Annotated in this window: 16 protein-coding genes and 2 pseudogenes; 8 read left to right on the top strand and 10 right to left on the bottom strand. The window is 63.6% G+C overall.

Annotated features, from left to right (window positions below):
• Positions 1–8 precede the first annotated feature (8 nt).
• On the bottom strand, positions 9–449 hold the full coding sequence (gene tspO, locus HBO12_RS24155) for a tryptophan-rich sensory protein TspO (protein WP_170043436.1): 441 nt from the start codon (positions 447–449) through the stop codon (positions 9–11).
• Positions 450–564: 115 nt separating this feature from the next.
• Entirely contained in the window at positions 565–798 is a 234-nt protein-coding gene (locus HBO12_RS24150) for a hypothetical protein (RefSeq protein ID WP_170043435.1), read from the bottom strand.
• Between the two features lie 216 nt (positions 799–1014).
• Between HBO12_RS24150 and HBO12_RS24145 the strand changes: the two genes are divergently transcribed.
• Complete coding sequence (locus HBO12_RS24145; RefSeq protein ID WP_170043434.1) at positions 1015–2061, top strand: NAD(P)/FAD-dependent oxidoreductase; 1047 nt, start codon at positions 1015–1017, stop codon at positions 2059–2061.
• Between the two features lie 12 nt (positions 2062–2073).
• Here HBO12_RS24145 and HBO12_RS24140 read toward each other — a convergent pair whose 3' ends face one another.
• The 3 genes and pseudogenes from HBO12_RS24140 to HBO12_RS24130 all read right to left on the bottom strand — a co-directional run bounded on the left by HBO12_RS24140 (position 2074) and on the right by HBO12_RS24130 (position 2819).
• Entirely contained in the window at positions 2074–2289 is a 216-nt protein-coding gene (locus HBO12_RS24140) for a cytoplasmic protein (protein WP_346266496.1), read from the bottom strand.
• Positions 2290–2303: 14 nt separating this feature from the next.
• Positions 2304–2573 (bottom strand): Rho-binding antiterminator, encoded by a 270-nt coding sequence (locus HBO12_RS24135; protein WP_169953410.1) that lies wholly within the window; start codon positions 2571–2573, stop codon positions 2304–2306.
• Positions 2574–2589: 16 nt separating this feature from the next.
• A pseudogene (locus HBO12_RS24130) lies at positions 2590–2819 on the bottom strand (thioredoxin family protein).
• Between the two features lie 115 nt (positions 2820–2934).
• Between HBO12_RS24130 and HBO12_RS24125 the strand changes: the two are divergent.
• The 6 genes and pseudogenes from HBO12_RS24125 to HBO12_RS24100 all read left to right on the top strand — a co-directional run.
• Complete coding sequence (locus HBO12_RS24125; RefSeq protein ID WP_170043433.1) at positions 2935–3504, top strand: MarR family winged helix-turn-helix transcriptional regulator; 570 nt, start codon at positions 2935–2937, stop codon at positions 3502–3504.
• The gene (locus HBO12_RS24120; RefSeq protein ID WP_169953404.1) at positions 3501–4187 is read left to right on the top strand and encodes an MOSC domain-containing protein; all 687 of its coding nucleotides are present in this window, start codon (positions 3501–3503) and stop codon (positions 4185–4187) included. The genes HBO12_RS24125 and HBO12_RS24120 overlap by 4 nt, the downstream gene beginning before the upstream one ends.
• Before the next feature lie 141 nt (positions 4188–4328).
• Positions 4329–4496 (top strand): DUF2986 domain-containing protein, encoded by a 168-nt coding sequence (locus tag HBO12_RS24115; protein ID WP_170043432.1) that lies wholly within the window; start codon positions 4329–4331, stop codon positions 4494–4496.
• A gap of 69 nt (positions 4497–4565) precedes the next feature.
• The gene (locus HBO12_RS24110; RefSeq protein ID WP_170043431.1) at positions 4566–5192 is read left to right on the top strand and encodes a glutathione S-transferase family protein; all 627 of its coding nucleotides are present in this window, start codon (positions 4566–4568) and stop codon (positions 5190–5192) included.
• A 65-nt stretch (positions 5193–5257) separates the two neighbouring features.
• Positions 5258–5824: a P-loop NTPase family protein gene (locus HBO12_RS24105; protein ID WP_170043430.1), complete on the top strand. Its 567-nt coding sequence runs from the start codon at positions 5258–5260 to the stop codon at positions 5822–5824.
• Positions 5760–6137 (top strand): annotated as a pseudogene (locus HBO12_RS24100) (LysE family translocator); the annotation flags it as partial. The gene HBO12_RS24105 and the pseudogene HBO12_RS24100, both read left to right, overlap by 65 nt.
• A 52-nt stretch (positions 6138–6189) precedes the next feature.
• Here the strand turns inward: HBO12_RS24100 and HBO12_RS24095 are convergent.
• Genes HBO12_RS24095 through HBO12_RS24075 form a run of 5 tightly spaced genes read right to left on the bottom strand, consistent with a single transcriptional unit; the run spans position 6190 to position 12897 of the window.
• Entirely contained in the window at positions 6190–6486 is a 297-nt protein-coding gene (locus HBO12_RS24095; RefSeq protein ID WP_170043428.1) for a DUF3144 domain-containing protein, read from the bottom strand.
• A gap of 57 nt (positions 6487–6543) precedes the next feature.
• Positions 6544–7254 (bottom strand): tRNA (adenine(22)-N(1))-methyltransferase TrmK, encoded by a 711-nt coding sequence (locus HBO12_RS24090; protein ID WP_170043427.1) that lies wholly within the window; start codon positions 7252–7254, stop codon positions 6544–6546.
• Entirely contained in the window at positions 7251–8708 is a 1458-nt protein-coding gene (locus HBO12_RS24085) for an efflux transporter outer membrane subunit (protein ID WP_170043426.1), read from the bottom strand. The genes HBO12_RS24090 and HBO12_RS24085 overlap by 4 nt, the downstream gene beginning before the upstream one ends.
• The gene (locus tag HBO12_RS24080) at positions 8705–11806 is read right to left on the bottom strand and encodes a MexW/MexI family multidrug efflux RND transporter permease subunit (protein WP_170043425.1); all 3102 of its coding nucleotides are present in this window, start codon (positions 11804–11806) and stop codon (positions 8705–8707) included. Before HBO12_RS24080 ends, HBO12_RS24085 begins: the two co-directional genes overlap by 4 nt.
• Positions 11803–12897, bottom strand: a complete 1095-nt coding sequence (locus HBO12_RS24075) for an efflux RND transporter periplasmic adaptor subunit (protein ID WP_170043424.1) — start codon at positions 12895–12897, stop codon at positions 11803–11805. The genes HBO12_RS24080 and HBO12_RS24075 overlap by 4 nt, the downstream gene beginning before the upstream one ends.
• 119 nt (positions 12898–13016) lie before the next feature.
• Here HBO12_RS24075 and soxR point away from each other — a divergent pair, with 119 nt between their 5' ends.
• Positions 13017–13511, top strand: coding sequence for a redox-sensitive transcriptional activator SoxR (gene soxR / locus HBO12_RS24070; protein WP_169953389.1), 495 nt, complete (start codon positions 13017–13019; stop codon positions 13509–13511).
• Positions 13512–14043 lie beyond the last annotated feature (532 nt).

The raw sequence follows: 14043 nt of genomic DNA, 5'->3' as shown, positions 1-14043 counted from the left end.
GCTGGCCATCAACGGTTACTGCGCAGGATCGAAAAATTCAACGCCACGGCAACACACAGCCACGCCAGGTAAGGGAACAGGATCAACCCGGTTATCAGGTCCAGGCGCACCGCCAGCACCACCATGGCCGCCACGGTGAGCCAAAGCAGGGTGATAACCACCATCGCGGCGAAAATCCGATGTGCGCCGAAAAACACCGGCGTCCACAGGGTATTCAACGCAATCTGCGCCGCCCACAAGGCCAGCACCGTTTGACTGCCGGGGATCAGGCTCAGGCGATAACCGGCCCAGGCGAGCAGCAGGTAAATCAGCGTCCAGGCCACCGGGAACAGCCAGTTGGGCGGGGTGAAGCGGGGTTTGACCAGGGACTCATACCAGGCACCGGGCTTGAACATGATGCCGGTGCTGGCAGCGGCGGCGCAGGCGAGCAGGAAGATAAAGAAGGTCATTGGCGGTCCTTGGCTCAAGTCAGCAATCTGGAAAGTGTCCCAGGATTGGACGCCCCGGGGGCCCTGAAAAGTTCAGTATTTCCCGGTACGACAATCTGAACCGCAACCGTACTGGCTAGCCCTTCAACTCGCCGGCGCGATTACTCGCGGCGTCGTCATAAGCCACATACAGCGACTCGGCGATCTGGCTCTTGATGGCCTTGCTGGCCTCCAGCCCCAACACAAAGCCTTCGGCCTTGCCGCCAGCGCGGTTCAGGTCTTCGGCGGTGCTGGCGCCAGTGATCGCGTCCAGCAACTTGGTAGCGTGCGGGCCAACGCCCTTGGGCAGGCTGATCTGGTCGATGCTCATTGCGCCACCTCGCAGAAGGTTGGGGATGGGGTGCTGCGGGTAAACGAGGTCATATGCGATACCTTGATGGCTTGGGGCCGATAGCGCGTGGAACCACTGCCGGGCAGGCATGGTAGACCGGGACGGAGGAAAAGGGTTGTATAAACGATCAGGCGCCGATGCTGTAGGATCTTTCACCTTTCGTGGCATCGCCTAGGCAATGGAGCGCAGGTCTAAATGGAAAACCCGCAGGGCAAACGAGTCGTGGTGATTGGCGCCGGTATCGTCGGCGCATCCTTGGCCTATCACCTGGCGCAAAAGGGCGCGCAGGTCAGCCTGGTCGAGGCGCATGAGATTGCGTCAGGCGTCACCGCCACGTCATTCGCCTGGCTCCACGCCACCCATCCGGGGCCCGACCCCATTGCCCAATTACGCGGCGCCGCAATCCAGGAATACCACCGCCTCCAAACCCAACTGCCCGGCTTGCAGATCCAATGGACGGGCGCCTTGTCTTACGATGGCTCGCCACCGGCCTCGACAAACCGGGTATCACGCGCGCAGATTCTTGAGCTTGAGCCCAACCTCAAGCAGCCCCCTGACTATGCAACGTACGTAGCCGAAGAAGGTGCCCTCGACGCAGTGGCGGCAACCCATGCGTTGGTCGCCGGCGCCCAGGCGCATGGCGCGAAGCTGCTCACTCAGACGCCAGTGCTGGGGTTTGTCACCGAGGGCCAACAGGTGACCGGCGTCGAAACCTCACGGGGCATCATCCACGCCGATATCGTTGTACTGGCAGCCGGGACAGGCACCGCCAGGCTGACAGACATGTTGCACGTATCCCTGCCGATAACCGCATCGCCGTCCATCTTCATCCGCTACAAGCCACAACCCAAGCTTGTGCACACCCTCATTTCCAACCCGCACATGGAAGTGCGGCAAAACGCGGATGGCGCATTGCTGGCAGCCGAGGATTACCTGGGCGACGCCGAGGAAAACCGGGCAGACGCGATAGCACTACGCACAGCCAAGGCGATCGACCATGAGCTCAATGGGCTGGCGTGCCTTGAGCCGGAGCTGGCCTGTGTCGGGCTCAGGCCAATTGCTGCCGATGGCATCCCGATCATTGGCTATCTGCCCCAGGTGGCAGGTGTGTACGTTTGCACCATGCACCCTGGGGTCGCACTGGCTGCGGTCGTGGGTCGGCTTGCCAGTGAAGAGATGCTTGAAGACAAGCCAGCAGAGGCGCTTGGGGGATGTCGTCCGGGTCGATTTTTCCGCGGGTAGGCGCCGGCTTGCCTAGGGCAAGGTCGCGCTCTTGAAAATCGGTTCGCTGTGCAGCACTCGCACCCCATCCGGACCGCTTTCAAGCAGCCGGCGCTCGCTATCGGCGACCAGCAGTTCAAGGCCGTACCCTGCAGCCGCCAGGCACCGCGCGATTTCCTGCGCGGCGTCGTGCGCCCACGGGGTGGCGGATTCGAAATGCCCCAGCAGCCTGTCGTTGCTACTAATCATGAGTCGGTATCTATTCATTCTGTTCTCACACGTTCAATACGGCCGAAACTGACATTAAGGCCAAGCGGGGAAATGGCCAGCAATTGGTCAAGACGCACCTCGCACTGGCCACTGTCGCGGGCCAGCAGCAAAAACTCTTCCTTGCTCGCCGCAGTTCGCGTAGTCAGCGCCCTGGCGACGAAGCTGCGCCCGTCGATCAGTTCTACCTGCAGGCGGTAACGGTGCATGCAGGCGATCTCCAGGTAGTCGTGCACATCGCAGTTCAGGGGCTGATACGCGTTCATGATGTTTTCCAGCGCCTTATTTCAGGTCATCGATGGACGCACCGAAATTCAGGTGCAACACCTGGCCGTCGTGAACAAACGCAGGGACTGACTTGACCCCGGCCAGTTCGGCTTCGCCAATGCGCTGGGGTTGTTGGCCAAGGTGGACGACCCGACCTTGAGTGCCGGGTCCAGCAGGTTGAGCAAGGTCTGCTCAGCGGAAATACAGACGGAGCAACCAGCGTGGTAGAAGCGTGCGTTAGACATTTTGCGTCTCCTTCATTGAGTTGGTATCGATTCGATACCTAACCAAGAATTACCCGCGCGTCGGTATTTGTCAATATAGTATTTAATCGATACTATATGTCGACAGGAGTGACTCATGTCCGACACAACCCTTTTCGATCTGCTTGAACGGCTTGCCAGCCTCAGCCGCATCTGGTTCCGCCAGCACCCGTTGCTGGCCGATTTGCAACCCATCCAGTTGAGCGCGCTGATGTACCTTTCGCGCTGCAACCGCTACTCCAATACGCCGTTGGGCGTGACTGACTATTTGGGCCTGACCAAAGGCACAGTGTCGCAGTCACTCAAGGCGCTGGAGGCCAAGGGGCTGATCGTCAAAACCCAGGATGTGCACGACAAGCGCAGCGTGCATCTGCAGTTGACGGACACGGCGCGCGGCCTGCTGGACGCATTGTTGCCGCCGGACTTCCTCGCCGCCGGTGAGGCACGCATGGGCGCGCGCGGCGGGCAACTGCAGACACTGCTTGGCGAGTTGCTGCGCGAAGTGCAGCGCAGCGCGGACGTGCCCAGCTTTGGCCTGTGCCGCACCTGCCGCTTCCATCAGCACGTCGACGATCTGCCGTTCTGCGGCCTGACCCAGGAACCCCTGGCGCCGAGCGATGCCGCGCTGATCTGTCGTGAACATCAACCCCCGCAGGTGCCTGCATGAGCCTGACCACGATTCGCCTCGACACCCTGCTCACCGGGCGTGCGCAGCCTTTCACCCGGCCCGGCTCCCGCAGCGCCATCGACAAACAGCCGCGACCCGGCCCCCTGAAGGTCGCCACCCTGGGCCTCAGTGGCGACGAACAGGGCGACCTGCGCATCCATGGTGGAGTAGAAAAAGCCATCCACCACTACCCGCTCGAGCATTACGCCCGCTGGGCCGAGGAATTGGGCGCCCATCCATTGCTCGCCCAGCCGGGAGCCTTTGGCGAGAACTTCAGCACTACCGGCTGGAGCGAGCATGACGTATGCCTGGGCGATCGCATCCGGGCCGGGACAGCGTTGCTTGAGGTGTCCCAGGGGCGTATGCCGTGCTGGAAACTCAGCGACCGCTTCGCCGTGGCCGAACTGGCCCTGCGCGTGCAGCAGTCGGGGCGCACCGGCTGGTACTACCGGGTGCTGGAGGAAGGTGTGGTGAGCGCCGGCGACAGCCTGCAACTGGTCGAGCGGCAATTTGCCGACTGGTCATTGGCACGCTTGTCCGCTGTGCTGTTCGACAAGCGAATGGAGAGCGAACTGTTGCGCGAATGCCTGGCGCTGCCGTTGGTCCCGTCATGGCGGCGCACGCTGGAGCGGCGCCTGGAAAAAGGCATGACCGAAGACTGGGGGCCCCGCCTGTTGGGTTGAAGCGCGGCGCGGGAGCGAGTGCTGCTGCCCCGCCAGATTGTGCGAACAACCCGGCAGATGCCCAGGTTTTTCGCCGCAAAGCCGGCGCCTACTGGGGGTTGAGCTGATATCATCCAGGCATTAACGCGCTGAGTAGAAAGCATGAACCGTCGTAAGAAACTCAATCAGATATTGAAAGCCAACGCCAAAAAGGCCAGTGCCAAACTGGCCCCCAAAAGCAAAGAGAAGTACATCAGCAAGGCCGATCGCCTGAAACTGGAGACCGAGCCCGCTCAGGACGCGCCGATTTCCTCTGACACGCCCATCTGATTCAGGGCACTCTACGCCGGCGCAGCAGTCTGCTTACAGACACCCCACTCTCGCCCGGCGGAGCTTCCCATGATGATTGTTCACCACCTCAACAACTCACGCTCGCAGCGCATTCTCTGGCTGCTCGAAGAACTCGGCCTGCCCTACGCGCTCAAGCTCTACCAGCGCGACCCAAAAACCAACCTCGCCCCACCGGAGCTCAAGGCGATCAACGCGTTGGGCAAATCGCCGGTGCTTGAAGACGGCACCCGCGTGATGATCGAGTCCGGCGCCATTGTCGACTACCTGATCCGCCGCCATGGCCAGGGCCGCCTGCAACCAGACCCCGCCACGGCCGCCTACGACAGCTACGTGCAATGGCTGCACTTTGCCGAAGGCTCGGCCATGCTGCCGCTGATGCTCAACCTGTACGTCGGCCGCCTGGGTGAAGCCGGCGCGCCTTTGCACCCGCGGATCGAGTCGGAACTGGCCAACTACCTGGGTTACCTGAACGACGCCCTGGCGCAGTTGCCATACCTGCTGGGCGAGGAACTGAGCGGCGCGGATATCCAGATGAGCTTTATCGGCGAAATCGCCAAGGCCCAGGGCAAGTTGCCGGCGTACCCGAACCTGGCCGCGTGGGTCCAGCGGTTCCAGGACCGGCCGGCCTATCGCAAGGCGCTGGAGAAGGGTGGGGAATACGCGTTTGCCCAGTAAATCACCGGGCGTTTGACTCCTCTTCCAGAGCCGGCATAATTGCCGGCTTTTTTCGGGACGTCCCCATGCAACGGATTGTAATTCTGGGCAACGCCGGCAGCGGCAAATCCACCCTCGCCCGCGCCCTTGGCCAGCGCCTCGGCCTGCCCGTCGTGCACCTGGACACCCTGTTCTGGGAACCCAACTGGGTCGAGACCGACGCCGAACAATTCCGCACACGGGTACGCGAAGCCGTCGCGTCGGACACCTGGGTGTGTGAAGGCAACTACGCCCGACGCACCTTCGACCTGCGCCTGCCCCGTGCCGACCTGATCATCTGGCTGGATACACCGCGACTCACCTGTTTCACCCGGGTACTGATACGCAGCGCCATGAAACGCCCTCGCGCGGATCGGCCCGTGGGGTGTACCGACAAGCTCGACCGGGAGTTCCTGACGTTTCTGGACTTTGTATGGAATTTTGATCGCGGCTATCGGCCGGGTATCGAGGCGATGCGCCTGGCAGTGGGGCCGGATGTTCCGACAGTGCATTTGCGCGGTAACCGGCAGGTGGCAGATTTTCTCGACCGCTTGCCTGGCCTGGCTGGGCCTGAATATGCTGCTGCGCCCACGCACCTCCCTGACGGTCGGTGAGGCTCACGCCCAACCCGGCACCCGCTGGTTCTTGAAAGGCATGCTGGGCAATGTGCTCAACCCCAAGATCGGGATTTTCTATGTGTCGTTCCTGCCGCAGCTCATTCCCCAGGGCCATTCGTTGATCGCCTGGACATTCGGCCTGGTGAGCATCCATGTGGTGCTCGGCCTGGCATGGTCCTTGACCCTGATCGGCGCTACCCAGCCACTGGCCGCAGTGCTGCGCCGGGGCAAGGTGATCACCTGGATGGACCGCAGCACCGGCCTGCTCTTTGTGCTGTTCGCGGCCCGCCTGGCATTGAGCAAACGCTGACCAGGGCTTGGACGAAGATCCAGCTGGGCGCTGTCGGGCCCCACAGGGATCACTACGGCTTCGGGGCCGTCATGTACTGGCTGAAGTTGTTGATGTGATCATCCAGATTGTCTTCGAGCATCATCCGGTACTGCTCACAGAAGTACTTGAGCATCGCTTCTCGCGCCTCGGCCATCTCGGCGCCGGACTTGAAGTTGCGCGCACTCGCCCAGGCGTTGAAACGGGTGGTGCCGAACATCATCGAGGCGCTGACCTGGCCCAGGTTCTCGAGGGTTTTGAGTTGCTCGTTCGACAGCTCGATGTGCGCGTCGGCGCGGTCGTAGAAGGCTTGGTCGGTAGCGTCTGGCATGGTGGAACACCTGGGTTGGATAAATGAGTCATTGAAACATTTGCAGCAGGCAAGACCCTAGACCGGGTGCGTCGCCTCCAGCAACTGGGTAATCCAGCGCACCTCTTGCGCCAGTTCCTGCACTTTCTGTTCGGGCAGCGCCTGTCGCGCCTCGGCGAGCTGGCCCAAGGTGCGTTGTTTGTAGCGCAACAGGCGCTGCCACTTGGCCAGGAAGGCCGGACTGCGCGCCTGCATCTGCAAGGGGCCGAAGTACAGTTGCTCGGCGCTGTAGCTCACCGGCCCGCTGCGCTCGGCGACGATGATTTCGTAGTCGAAGCGGTTTTCCCGCAGCAACTCCTCGCAAAGGATGCGGTAGCCGTTGTCCATCAGCCACACACGCAACGGTTGTTCGCCGCCGTTGGGTTGCAGGATCAGGCGTTCCCGGCCGCTGAGATGCGCCTTGCCGCGCTCGAGGATGTCGCGGATGGTCTCGCCGCCCATGCCGCAGATACTCACCGCATCGAGCAGGTCGGCCGGTTCGATAGCCGCCAGGCCATCGGCCAGGCGCACGTGGATGTGCAGTTCGTGGCCGTTGTCGCACACGGTGCGCTGGGCCGCGCGAAATGGCGTCAACGCCACCTCGCCGGCCACTGCCGCGACAATCGCGCCGCGGTTCATCAACGCTACCGGCAGGTAGGCGTGATCCGAGCCGATGTCGGCCAGGCGCGCACCGGCTGGCACCTGCGCCGCCACGCGCTCCAGGCGCTTGGACAATGTGCTGTGGTTCAACTGCTGTTCCTTTTCAAGGCACCGTTGGCCTCGCTGAGGGCCGCAGGGTAAAGCCTCGGCGCCCGCCAGGCCAGCGCCTTGTAGAGGTCCACCGCATTGCCATAGGACGCAGCCTGCGCCTGGGCAATGGCCTGGCGCAGGTTGAGCAGGTCGCGCAGGCTTTGCTGCACCGACAGGTAACTGCCGGAACCCGCGCCATAACGTCGCTGGGCGATGTCCAGTGCAGCTTCGGCATGCCGTGCCGATTGCACCAGGTTGAGCAGGTGTCGCTGATGCTCGGCCAGTTGGGTGATGGCACCCTCCACTTCTTCCACGGCCACCAGCAGCACCTGTTCAAAGTGCGCGGTCTCGCGCTGCGATAGCGCCTGGGCGCCCCGCAGGCGCGCACGCACGGTGCCCAGGTTGAGTGCCGGCCAGGTCAGGCCTGGGGTCAGCTCGAATGCCCGGGATGCACTGCCCAGGTCACCGTCGCGCAGGGCGAAAAAACCGACAAACCCACCCAGGTTCAAGCGCGGGTACAGGTCGGCAGTCGCCGCGCCCACATCCTCGACACGCGCCGCCAGCAGGCGCTCGGCCTGCACCACGTCCGGTCGATTGCGAATCAACTGGTCGACATCTCCCAACGGCAATTGCCGCGCTACAGGCCCCGGCGCCAGGGCGTCGAGTTCGACGCTAAAACTGCCCGGCCGCTGCCCCGACAACACCTGCAAGCGGTACAGGCTGCGTTGCAGCTGGCTTTGCAGCGGCGCAATCGCCGCCTGGGCGCGCAGCGCATTGCCGCGGGCGCTCTCCAACTCTTCAGGCAAGCCACTGCCGGCCTGGCTTTGCGCCTCGGTCAGGGCCACCGTCTCTTGCCAACTGCGCACCGCATCCTGTGCCAACCGTAGTTGTTCGCGCTGGCCCTGCGCCGCGTAATAGGCATGGGCCACTTGCGCGGCAATACTCAATTGCACCTGCTCAAGGTCGGCTTGGGAGGCTTGGGCACGGGATTGCGCGGCACGGTTCAAGTGATCGAGACGGCCAAACAGATCCAGCTCCCATTGCAGGTCCAGGCCGGCACGCCAGGACTCGGACAAGCTGCGACTCGGCCGCGCGCCCGTCACCGCCTGCTGCTCCAGGCTGCGCTGGTACGCCGCCGTACTGGTGACCGTCGGCAGGCGCTGCAACGCTTGCTCGTCGACATACGCGCGAGCCAGCAGCAGGTTTGCGCGCGCCTGGCGCACATCGTGGTTGTGGGCCACGGCGCTATCGATCAGGCGCGCCAGTTGGGCGTCGTCGAAAAAAGTCCACCACGCGGCCACCGGCTGCACCTTGGGCCCGGCGAATTCCTGGGCCTGCGGGCTGGCCAGCTGAATCGGCGCGATCTCGGGCACGCGGTAGTGTGGCCCCACCGAACACCCGCCCAGGCCGGCCAACGCGCCAAGCAACAGCGGGTAATGGATAAACGTCTTCATGGGCGTACCTCGACATGCCCGGGCGCCAGGTACTGCTCGGCATCGGCCAATTGTTGCTGGCGCAGGCCCCGCACCCGGTGATCACGGGCCAGCCAGGCATAAATAGTGGGAAGGACAAACAGCGTAAACAACGTACCAACCAGCATCCCGCAGACGATCACCACGCCCAGGCCAAAGCGGCTATTGGCCCCGGCACCGTTGGCGAACAGCAGCGGCAGCACGCCGAAGGTCATCGCCGCCGTGGTCATCAGCACTGGCCGCAGACGGATCTGCGCGGCGCGGATGATCGCGCTGGCGCGGTCGAGGTTCTCGCGCACCTGGAGCTCATTGGCGAACTCCACCATCAGGATCCCGTGTTTGCTGATCAGGCCGATCAAGGTCACGAGCCCGATCTGCGTGTAGATATTCAATGTGGCCCAGCCCAGCGCCAACGGAATCAACGCGCCGCAAATGGATAAGGGCACGGTGACCAGAATGATCAACGGATCGACCAGGCTCTCGTACTGCGCCGCGAGCACCAGATAAATCACCACCAGGGCGGCGAGAAACGCCAGCACCAGCGCACTGCCCTCCTGCACGTATTGGCGCGACTCGGACTGCCAGTCGTGGCTGAACCCCGGCGGCAGTTCGCCGGCCAATTGCTCCAGCAGGGCCACCGCCTGCCCCTGGGAAACGCCCGGCGCCGGAATGGCTTGCAAGGTGCTGGCGTTCTGCTGATCGAACTGCAGCAAGCGGTTCGGCGCCACCGTGATATCCAGGTGCACCAGCGCCGACAGCGGGATCAACTGCCCGCCTTCGGTGCGCACATACTGGCGGGCCAGGGCCTGCGGGGTCAGGCGCTGCTCCTCGGTGCTTTGCGCAATCACATCATAAGAGCGTCCATACAAAGCGAAGCGGTTGATGTACTGCTCGCCCACCAGCACCGCCAGCGAATCGCCGATATCGCGCATGCCAATGCCCAGGCTCGCGGCCTTGGCCCGATCGACCGTGACTTTGACCACCGGGTTGTTGTAGTCCAGGTCGCTGTCGACCACGGCAAACAGGCCGCTGTCACGGGCACGCTGCTTGAGAGTTTCCATGGTCTGGTACAGCACCGGGTAGTCCTGGGCGCTGCGCAGCACCATCTGCACCGGCAGGCCGCCGCTGGAGCCGGGTAGCGCCGCCACCTGGAAGGCAAAGATGCTGCTGCCCTCGACCTCGCCCACGGCCTGCTGCAACTGGGCCTGGACCTGCTCGGCCGAGCGCTCGCGGGCCTGCCAGGCGCTGAGGTTGATCCCACCGAAACTGGCCGCCGGCCCGTCGGTACCATTGATGATCCAGGTGTCGGTGGTTTCCGGCAGGCTTTCCATGACCCGATTGAGCTTGCTCGCAAAGCGTTCGGCGTAGTCGAGGTTGGCGTACTGCGGTGACTTGATGGCGGTCAATATCGCCGCCTGGTCCTCGGGCGGCGCCAGTTCGCGCTGCGGTAGCGTGTACAACCACGGCAGGCTCAGGCACACCAGCACGGCAACGCCGCCGCTGATCCAGCGTCGCGCCAGGGAGTAGCCCAACACCCGGCCATAGGTCGCGGCCAGTGCGCCAAACACCCGCTCGGCCAACTTGGCCATGCGTCCTTCCTGTTGCCCGGGCTTGAGCAGCAGCGAGCTCATCACCGGCGACAGGGTCAAGGCGACCACGCCCGAGACAATCACCGCCCCCGCCAAAGTCAGGGCAAATTCGCGGAACAGCGTGCCGGTCAGCCCGCCGATCAGGCCGATGGGCGCATACACCGCCGCCAGCGTCAGAGTCATGGCAATCACCGGCCCGGCGATCTCGCGGGCGCCGACCAACGCGGCGGCCACCGGCGTCAGGCCTTCTTCGATATGCCGGTGGACGTTTTCCACCACCACAATCGCGTCGTCCACCACCAGGCCGATGGCCAATACCATCGCCAGCAGGGTCAGCAGGTTGAGGCTGAAGCCGAAGAGCAGCATCAAGGCCGCCGCGCCGAGCATCGACAACGGAATCGCCAGCACCGGAATCGCCACGCTGCGCAGCGAGCCCAGGCACAACCAGATCACCAGCACCACGATCAGCATGGCCTCGAGCAAGGTATGCAGCACCTCCTCGATGGACGCCTCGATAAACCGTGCGGTCTCGTAGGCCAGGGCTACATTGGCCCCCGGTGGCAGGGTCTGCTGGATTTGCGGCAGCAGTTTGCGGATCCCATCAACGATCACCAAGGGGTTGCCCGAAGGCGTGGGGAACAACCCCAGGTGTACCGCCGGGCGGCCATTCATGGTGGCGCTGGTCTGGGTTGCCGCAGCGCCCAGCTCCACGATGCCGACATCGCGCAGGCGTACCAGGGCCGTGCCATCGTTGCGAATCACCAGGTCACGGAAGGCCTCGACGCTGGTCAGGTCGGTGTCGATGTGAATGTCGGCCAGCACGAACTGGCCACGGATCTGCCCCGGCGTGGCCTGGTAGTTATTGCGGCGCACCGCTTGCGCCACGTCGGCGGCGGTCACTCCGCGCCCGGCCATGCGTTCACTGTCCAGCCACAGGCGCATCGCCAGGTTCTGCCCGCCGAAGGTCTGCACCTTGGCTACCCCGTCGATCCCGGACAGCTGCGGTTCGACCACCCGCGACAGGTAGTCGCTGAGCTCGGGAATCGACAGCGTGTCACTGGCAAACCCCACGTAGGCGACGGCGGTGGAGTCGCCGGCCGACAGCTCGACCACCGGGTCGTAGGCATCGTCGGGCAAGCGGTAACGCACCTGATTGACCTTGGCCATGGTCTCGGCCAGCGCCTGGGTCGAATCGCGGTTGAGGGTCATGCGCAGGGTGATCACGCTGCGCCCCTGGACCGACGACGACGCCAGGTAGTCGATGCCCTCTACCGACGACACGGCCTGGGTGATCGGCTGGGTGACGAAGCCTTGCATCAATTCGGCCGAGGCGCCGGGGTACTCGGTGCTGACGGTGATGGTCGAGCTTTCCAGCAGCGGGTACTGGCGTACCGGCAACTGGCCGAGGGCAAACAGGCCGGCGAGGACGATCAGGCTACTGACCACCAGCGCCAGCACCGGGCGCCGCACAAAACTGTCGGTGAAGTTCATGAGGCGGGTTTCCCTTCAACGTCCAGGGTGTTTTGCTCGACCGCTTCGACGGGCATGCCGTCGCTGAGCTTGAGCTGCCCGGAGACCACCACCTGGTCGTCCAGCGCCAGGCCCGAGGTGACTTCCACCAGGCCCTGCCAACGCTCCCCGGTGGTCACCTGGCTGCGACGCACACTCAAGGTGCCGGCCGGATCGGCATTGGCGACAAACACGGTCTGCCCGTAGGCGGTATAGGTGATGGCCGTTTCCGGCACCACCAGCACCCTGGGCGACTGCACCGCCGACAGGCGCACGCTGGCATACATGCCGGCCTGCAACGGCCCGCCGGGGTTGGCCAGGGTCGCTTGCACCCGCACCGAGCGCGACTGGCCGATCAGCGGGTCGATGGCGTTGATCTGCGCCGAAAAATGCTGGCCGGGCAAGGCATCCACCGTGAGTTCGGCGGTATGGCCGATGCTCAAGCCTGGGGCCGACTGTTCACTCAGGGCGAAATTCACGTGCAGGCGCTGGGCATCCACCAGGCTGGCGATGGCTTCACCGGTCTGCAGGTATTGGCCTTGATGCACACGGCGGATGCCCAGTTGCCCGGCGAACGGCGCGCGGATGGCTTTTTGCGCAATCCGCGCGTCGACCTGTTGCAGCTCGCCCTTGGCCATGTCCAGGGCGGCGGTGGCGTTGTCCAGTTGCTCCTGGGTCGCGACATTCACGGCCTCAAGCTTTTGAATGCGCTGGAACAGGGTCTGGGCATTGCGCAGTTGCGCGTGCAGGCGCAAGCGGTCGGCCTGCTCGGGGGCGTCATTGAGCTGCACCAGCAACTGCCCGGCCTTGACCGCTTGCCCGGACTCGAACGCGATCCGCGTGATCCGCCCTGGGGTTTCCGCAGCCACCTGCACCTGGTTGGCCGCCTCCAGTTCCCCGGCGGCAAAGGCCTGGCGAGGCGCCTCGCCCTGGCGCACCTTGGCCAGCGCCACCTTGGCTACCGGCCACGCCGCTGCTGCCTGGGTTGAGGGTTGATTGCCCCATAACGTGATAACCAGGGCCAGCACCGCTACCGCTGCCACGCCCCCGCCCACTAGCATCCTAATGCCCATGCCCTGCTCCGCTGATTTGTGGTGTGTTCGCTGCCGCTCCACCCCACACAGGCGCAAAGCGGTTGCAGCAAAGATCGGGCAGGACTATAAAACCTCAACTTAACTTGAGGGCAACCCCCATGGCAGCAGAAAAGCACCCGGACGGCGTGCGCTCACTCACCATTGGCGAGGTGGCCAGGCGCAGCGGCGTACCGATCTCCACCTTGCACTTCTACGAGTCCAAGGGCTTGATCGCCAGCACCCGCAACGCGGGCAACCAACGGCGCTTCCCGTCGCTGGTGCTGCGCAGCATCGCGATTATCAAAGTGGCGCAACGTACCGGCATCCCTCTGGAAGAGATCAAGCGCGCCCTGGGCCGCTATCCGCCGAACAGCAAACTGACCGCCGCGCAATGGTCAGAAATGTCCTCGGCCTGGCGCGACAACCTCAACGAACGCATCCGAACCCTGCAAGCCCTGCGCGACAGCCTGGACAACTGTATTGGCTGCGGTTGCCTGTCGCTTAACGACTGCCCGTTGCGCAACCCCGGCGATACCTTGAGCCAGGAAGGACCGGGCCCGAGGATCCTCGAGCGCGCCGCTAGCGCATCTGAAATGCAATCTTCCAATCCCTGAAGATCGAGGTGGGAGCTGTCGAGCCTTGGCGAGGCTGCGATGGCGGCGGTATTGCTGGGATTGATGTTGGCTGACCCCACCGCTATCGCTGGCAAGCCAGCTCCTACATTGGATCGTCGTACATTGAGTACCGTATGCATCCTGCCGTGGCAGTGAAATGCAATCCTCCAATCCCTGAGGATCAATGTAGGAGCTGTCGAGCCCCGGCGAGGCTGCGATGGCGGCGGCATTGCTGGAGTTGATGCTGGCTGACCCACCGCTATCGCTGGCAAGCCAGCTCCTACATTGGATCTTCAGTACATTGAGTACCGTGTGCATCCTGCTCTGGCAGTGAAATGCACTCCTCCAAACCCTGAGGATCAATGTAGGAGCTGTCGAGCCTTGGCGAGGCTGCGATGGCGGCGGCATTGCTGGGATTGATGTTGGCTGACCCACCGCTATCGCTGGCAAGCCAGCTCCTACATTGGATCTTCAGTACATTGAGTACCGTATGCATCCTGCGGTGGCAGCTGAAATGCAATCCTCCAAACCC

The organism is Pseudomonas sp. WS 5059 (genome assembly GCF_012985525.1).
Taxonomy (GTDB): Bacteria; Pseudomonadota; Gammaproteobacteria; order Pseudomonadales; family Pseudomonadaceae; genus Aquipseudomonas.
Note: the sequence above shows the minus strand (reverse complement) of the source record. Positions and strands in the feature narration are given on the sequence as shown.

Coding starts and splice junctions, on each gene's coding strand:
- tspO (WP_170043436.1), bottom strand. CDS start 449: ATGACCTTCTTTATCTTCCTGCTCGCCTGCGCCGCCGCTGCCAGCACC.
- HBO12_RS24150 (WP_170043435.1), bottom strand. CDS start 798: ATGAGCATCGACCAGATCAGCCTGCCCAAGGGCGTTGGCCCGCACGCT.
- HBO12_RS24145 (WP_170043434.1), top strand. CDS start 1,015: ATGGAAAACCCGCAGGGCAAACGAGTCGTGGTGATTGGCGCCGGTATC.
- HBO12_RS24140 (WP_346266496.1), bottom strand. CDS start 2,289: ATGATTAGTAGCAACGACAGGCTGCTGGGGCATTTCGAATCCGCCACC.
- HBO12_RS24135 (WP_169953410.1), bottom strand. CDS start 2,573: ATGAACGCGTATCAGCCCCTGAACTGCGATGTGCACGACTACCTGGAG.
- HBO12_RS24125 (WP_170043433.1), top strand. CDS start 2,935: ATGTCCGACACAACCCTTTTCGATCTGCTTGAACGGCTTGCCAGCCTC.
- HBO12_RS24120 (WP_169953404.1), top strand. CDS start 3,501: ATGAGCCTGACCACGATTCGCCTCGACACCCTGCTCACCGGGCGTGCG.
- HBO12_RS24115 (WP_170043432.1), top strand. CDS start 4,329: ATGAACCGTCGTAAGAAACTCAATCAGATATTGAAAGCCAACGCCAAA.
- HBO12_RS24110 (WP_170043431.1), top strand. CDS start 4,566: ATGATGATTGTTCACCACCTCAACAACTCACGCTCGCAGCGCATTCTC.
- HBO12_RS24105 (WP_170043430.1), top strand. CDS start 5,258: ATGCAACGGATTGTAATTCTGGGCAACGCCGGCAGCGGCAAATCCACC.
- HBO12_RS24095 (WP_170043428.1), bottom strand. CDS start 6,486: ATGCCAGACGCTACCGACCAAGCCTTCTACGACCGCGCCGACGCGCAC.
- HBO12_RS24085 (WP_170043426.1), bottom strand. CDS start 8,708: ATGAAGACGTTTATCCATTACCCGCTGTTGCTTGGCGCGTTGGCCGGC.
- HBO12_RS24080 (WP_170043425.1), bottom strand. CDS start 11,806: ATGAACTTCACCGACAGTTTTGTGCGGCGCCCGGTGCTGGCGCTGGTG.
- HBO12_RS24075 (WP_170043424.1), bottom strand. CDS start 12,897: ATGGGCATTAGGATGCTAGTGGGCGGGGGCGTGGCAGCGGTAGCGGTG.
- soxR (WP_169953389.1), top strand. CDS start 13,017: ATGGCAGCAGAAAAGCACCCGGACGGCGTGCGCTCACTCACCATTGGC.